The following is a 6,000-nucleotide window of genomic DNA, read 5'->3' on the forward strand; positions in this document are numbered from 1 at the left end:
TTTCACAAATAAGATACCATATGTCCGAAAGCCTCTCCAAAATAGGTTTTTTACAGTAAATAAGAGATTATATGTCCGTCAAAAAAAGTTCGTACTTAGTGACTAGTCCGATCGTAACATTTCAGTAGGGATGGGTGGGAAACGGGGAGACTCCCGCCGGAGAAAGAGGTAGGCAAGATCCCCTGAGGGCGCTTTCCCCGAAGGTAGCTTGCCAGCTCGCCGGCAGGACGCGAGCCGTTTCCCACCCATCCCTAACCCTCATTAAGCATTGGGTCCACCTAACCCAAATTATCTCGAAACCAAGTCTTTCAGATTATGCTTCTTATCTTGAATAAAACTATTTAGATTAGTTGATTCCAAAATCAACACCAAACTTTAACAAAGCCTAATTTAAAAGTAAAGAAAGCATAAATTACTGGCGCATAAGTGTCTAGCTCCAGCGCACAGCAACTAGTATGCTTCCCTCGCCTCCGTACGATAAGTTAACATCGAATCACTTCGTTCTTCGTGTTTCCTTTCGGCCCACACGAGGTGGGTTGGTTCGATGTTGCTGCGTGACGCAGCGGTTTTAATCGAACTTCCGCATAAGCAGGACAGTTTGTACGTCACTAACCGGGCGCTTGCGCTTTTGTTCCTGTGGTTAAACAGTTAAGAGATTGTCTAATGGGAGTTGATTTATACCTAGCAGGAAAAACTGCCACTTGGATGGTGTTTCAGAAAATAACTCGAGATCAGTAGCAACAATCGAGGGAAAGTGTGGTTTGCACTACAATAGTTAGAGTACTAACAAAAAGCAAGGGATGTTGACTATGTAGCCCCCTTGCTCTATTTATACTATTTTCTTTTGAAAAACGGGAGTTGCTTAATTTCTTCAGCGGTGATAAAACGGAATAAGAACAGTAGCATGGTGTAGACGGTAGTGAACAGGATTAAAATGAGTAAAAATGGTAGAACGTGCATGGTAGCCTCTTGAAAAAAATCATTTAGTTTATCTCCAACTAACCAGGTCAACATAATAAGCGTTATCATTTTAAACACATCCAATATAGGAATCTTAAACTGGATAGCTCTCATTAGCGTAAATAAGTGCAAGAATGTCACTAATACCACCCCTACAACAATAGCTAAAGCGACACCCATAATCCCAAATTCTGGTTGGGTAGCTAGGGTTAATAGCACTGCAAACTTAACAAATGCACCAATTAGACTGTTCCACATGGCAGCTTTAGCCAAATCTAAAGCTTGAAGTGCTGCTTGTAGTGGTGCTTGAAAATAAAGCAATAAGAAACAAGGAGCCATTACAATTAAAAAGCGGGAAGCATTAGCATGTCCATACATAAACGTTAATATTGGCGTTGCGAAAATAGCAAGTACCACTGTCGCTAATGCACCTGATGCGAAAGATAATCGTATTGCTTGATGAATACGGTAGTGAATGAGTTTTATGTCTTTTTTTGCTCCAGCTTCACTAATATTTGGAACAAGTGCAACCGATAGAGAATGCGTAATAAACGTTGGAAGCATAAGAAGCGGTAACGCATATCCAGTTAACTCCCCATACTGTTTCGTAGCCAAGGCTGTCTGAACTCCGGCAATTGCTAGGCTCTGTGCTACTAGGATAGGCTCAAGAAAGAAAGATAACGAACCAACTAGCCTGCTACCGGTTGTTGGTAAGGCAATCGAAAGAAGTTCATTTAACGTGTCTCTTCCTTCCTTCAAATAAGAAGCGAATTTTTTTCTTATTTTAATACGTTTTTTCATTTTGAACATCCGGATCATATATAACAAGGAACATAACTCTCCAAGTACGACAGAAAACATAGCGCCAGCTGCAGCATATTCTACACCATAAGGAGCTAATGCTTTTGTAAATAAAGCGACAAATGTAATTCGTACTACTTGCTCAATGACTTGAGAATAGGCTTGAGGTTTCATGTTTTGTCTACCTTGGAAATATCCTCGAAGTACTGAAGATATTGCAACGATTGGAACGATAGGACTGATAGCGAGTAGAGGATAAAGGGTTCGCTCATCCGTAAGTAGTGTCTTGGCGAGTAATGGTGCCAGAAAAATCATTCCCGCTGTGAAAATAATACTTAAAACCCCTGTTACGACAAGCGAAATTACAAGGATTTTTTTGATTTTTAGTAAATCTCCATGAGCTTCAGCTTCAGCCACTCGTTTGGATATAGCAACTGGTAACCCAAATTGAGTAAGAGTAATGACAAGAATAAGTGTGGGGATAGCCATCATATATAGGCCTACACCTTCTTCACCCATTATTCTTGCTACTACAATGCGGTTTACAAAACCTAAGAATCTTGTAATCATTCCTGCTGCTATTAAAATAAGCGTTCCTTGTAAAAAGGTTTGCTTGCTCATAGTAAAGCCCTACCTTCTCAAAAAATTGAAATTCATATACAATGAATGTATATGCGAAAAAGGTGGTCAAGCATGACAAGCAATCAAGATTGTTTTTGATTTTACATAAGCAGGAGGAGCGAATAGTTGAAAGAAAAGTTAATAGATTTTTTTATTCATACGTTTGATTTTTTACCACCAGAGATGGTAGTGATGGTCATATCGGCAATGCCAATTCTAGAGTTAAGAGGGGGACTTCCTGTCGCTTATGGAGTGTATGATTTCACTTTTTTTAAATCATATATGTTAAGTGTATTTGGAAACATCCTCCCAATCATTCCGTTATTATTGTTATTTCATCCCATTAGTAATTGGTTTATGCGTTTTCCATGGTATGAAAAAATGTATCATTGGATTTATGAGCGTACGATGAAAAAAAGCTCAAATGTTGAAAAATTTGGTGCAGTCGGATTGATTTTATTTACAGCCGTTCCATTGCCTACTACCGGAGCATATAGTGCTTGCTTAGCAGCAGCATTTTTTGCGATTCGTTTTTGGTACGCTTTTCTATCAATCGCTATGGGTGTGTTGATTGCAGGTATTGTGGTAGGGGCCCTATCCCTATCGGTGTCCTTTTTATAGAATATATTAATAGACAGTTGATGGAGGGGAGCAAAGTGGAAGAAGGAAAAACGGTTGTTGAGTGGAAAAAGTGGATTGAACCTGTTTTGCAAAGTAAGGTAGAGGAATTCCATATGCTGGGTTATGAAAAAGCACGGAAAGAAGAAATATGGGATTGCTTGATTCATAAAGTATGGAAGGGTAAACCAAATAAACGATTGTATGAAATTGTCCAAGACGTTTTCCATCTTAGTGTCGGTACATATATGGCTTATTTAACTGTTCAAGCTTATCAAAGCGATGATTTGTTGGCTTCCATTGAAGCATTACGCTACAATTATCCAGAGAGTGAAAGTCATGAAGAAGCAGAAATGTATGATTGACAGGGCTTGTAAAACATTTCTATAATTGCTTTATTGGCATAAAGTCCTACCTTTATGCCCGATTTATGATTGTTATAAGATGAATGTTGTAAGATAAGGGTTGTTGGAGAAGAAGGAGGCATAAACACTCATGATTAAACGGAGTCGTATCGTTGCCTTTTTTCTATTGTTGTTGATATTTGCAGGAACAATAGGAACAACGATACAAGGAATATCAAAGGACATTCGCCTTGGATTGGATCTGCAAGGTGGATTTGAAATTCTATATGAAGTAAAGCCAATTGAAGAAGGGCAAGAAATTAATCGAGATGTTATGGAAGCGACAGTGGAAACCATTTATCGTCGTGTTGACGCACTCGGTATTAGTGAAACAAATGTAAGCATCGAAGAAGATGATCGAATTCGCGTTCAATTAGCTGGTATTGATGATCAGCAAAAAGCTAGAGAGCTGTTATCTACATCAGCTCGATTGTCATTTAGAACGATTGATGATGATCCTATTCGAATTAATGATCAACCATTAAGTTTAGAGTTAGAAGAAGAAAATGAACCAAATGAGCCCGATACAGAAGAAGGCGAAATCTTCAATGGTTCTAACATCGTTGAGGGTAGTGCACAACAAGCATTTAACCAACAAACCAATGCACCAATGGTTACCCTTAAGGTAAAGAATGCAAATGATTTTGCTCAAGTAACAGAAAAGGTTGCCGCTCTAGGAGACGATCCTTCTACACCTGCTTATAGTGAAAATTCTATGGTCATTTGGATGGACTTTGATGAAGGTGATTCTTACTTAGCTGAACTACAAAAGCCAACAGAAGATCAGAAATTCATTTCAGCTCCACGAGTTAACGAGCGCTTAATGACAAGTGATGTGCAGATTACAGGTAACTTCACTGTAGAATCAGCAAAAGAACTTGCAAATATCATAAACGCTGGTTCTCTTCCTGTAGATATGGAAGAGAAGTTCTCTACATCAGTTGGAGCACAATTTGGTGCTCAAGCTATGAATAAAACAATCCTTGCTGGTGCTATTGGTATTGGATTAATTTTCATATTTATGATGTTTTATTACCGACTACCAGGTGTAGTAGCAGTCATCACATTATCTCTATATATCTACTTGATTCTTCAAGTATTTGAGTGGATGAATGGTGTGTTAACACTACCTGGAATTGCAGCACTAGTGCTAGGTGTTGGTATGGCGGTCGATGCCAATATCATTACCTATGAACGAATAAAGGAAGAATTGAAAGCTGGTAAATCAACACTATCTGCTTTTAAATCAGGGAATAGTCGTTCCTTAGCTACAATACTAGACGCTAACATTACCACATTGTTAGCTGCCGTTGTACTGTTTGCCTTTGGTACAAGCTCTGTGAAAGGCTTTGCTACTATGTTGATTCTGAGTATCATAGTCAGCTTCATCACAGCTGTTTACGGTTCACGTCTATTGCTAGGGTTATGGGTGAATAGTAGAGCCCTGAACAAGAAGCCTGGATTCTTTGGTGTTAAACAAAAAGACATCAAGAATATTGAAGATGGTGAAGAAGTAGAAGCCAAAGTCTTAGGTAGAGAGTTTGATTTTGTTAAAAATCGTAAGAAATTCTTTGGTCTATCTATCTTCCTAGTACTTGCCGGAGCGGTTATTATTGCCTTTAATGGTCTAAATCTAGGAATTGACTTTACAAATGGCTCTCGTGTGCAGGTTCTAGCAGAGAACACCATAGATGTGGATGAAATTGAACAAGATTTCGAAAACCTTGGGCTTAATCCAGAAAAAATCAATTCTTCTGGCGACAACAATGAAATAGCTGTTGCCCGCTTTGATGAGGAACTAACAAAAGATCAAATTGCTGAAATTCGAACGACACTTGGAGAGAAATATGGAAGTCCTGAGAACATAAACACAAGTATTGTTTCTCCAATTGTTGCACAAGAGTTAGTGAAAAATGCGGTGTATGCTGTAGCTATTGCCTCCATCGGGATTATTATTTACGTAACAATCCGATTTGAATTCTACTTTGCATTGACTGCTATCGTGGCATTGTTGCACGATGCATTCTTCATTATCGCGTTGTTTAGTATTACTCGACTAGAATTTGATATTACGATCATTGCAGCGATACTGACGATAGTTGGTTATTCCGTCAATGATACAATCGTGACGTTTGACCGAATTCGAGAGAACTTGAAGCTCAAGAAACGAGTACGAACATTTAAAGAACTTTCAGAAGTTGTCAATCGAAGCCTCATGCAAACATTGCCTAGAAGTATCAACACAGTTCTAACGGTAATCTTTGCAGCACTCATGTTGATGTTATTCGGTGCAACTTCCATCACGAACTTCTCCTTCGCATTAGTGATTGGACTTATCGCAGGTACGTACTCCTCCTTATTTATCGCAGCACAACTGTGGTTAGTATGGAGAGGTAGCATGCTAGATAAAAAACCAATCCAATACGTTGAGAAAAAGAAAACTGGTGGACCACAAGTATAATGAATTCACATATTAAGCCCTGCGCCTAAAGCGTAGGGTTTTTTTATGATATGTAAAAAATGAAAATGAAAGGTTATTCAATAATCGAGGCATAATCTTGAAGACTTGGATTCGAGATATTATTGGGGAGGGAGT

4 protein-coding genes are annotated in these 6,000 nt (G+C 38.8%); 3 read left to right on the forward strand and 1 reads right to left on the reverse strand.

The features are described from left to right. Window positions 1-834 precede the first annotated feature (834 nt). Window positions 835-2,382 carry a stage V sporulation protein B gene (gene spoVB, locus N782_RS04515; RefSeq protein ID WP_036816673.1) on the reverse strand — a complete coding sequence of 516 codons (1,548 nt, stop codon included), beginning with the start codon at window positions 2,380-2,382 and terminating at the stop codon, window positions 835-837. A gap of 126 nt (window positions 2,383-2,508) precedes the next feature. Here spoVB and N782_RS04520 point away from each other — a divergent pair, with 126 nt between their 5' ends. From N782_RS04520 to secD, 3 genes are all read left to right on the forward strand, one after another. After that, window positions 2,509-3,003, forward strand: a complete 495-nt coding sequence (locus tag N782_RS04520; protein ID WP_237582548.1) for a COG2426 family protein — start codon at window positions 2,509-2,511, stop codon at window positions 3,001-3,003. A gap of 35 nt (window positions 3,004-3,038) precedes the next feature. Then, a complete protein-coding gene (locus tag N782_RS04525; RefSeq protein ID WP_237582551.1) occupies window positions 3,039-3,365 on the forward strand; it encodes a post-transcriptional regulator in 327 nt (108 codons plus the stop codon). Between the two features lie 130 nt (window positions 3,366-3,495). Continuing rightward, window positions 3,496-5,865, forward strand: coding sequence for a protein translocase subunit SecD (gene secD, locus N782_RS04530; RefSeq protein ID WP_036816677.1), 2,370 nt, complete (start codon window positions 3,496-3,498; stop codon window positions 5,863-5,865). Window positions 5,866-6,000 lie beyond the last annotated feature (135 nt).

Origin of the sequence: Pontibacillus yanchengensis Y32 (assembly GCF_000770635.1) — a bacterium.
GTDB classification, from domain to species: Bacteria; Bacillota; Bacilli; order Bacillales; family BH030062; genus Pontibacillus; species Pontibacillus yanchengensis.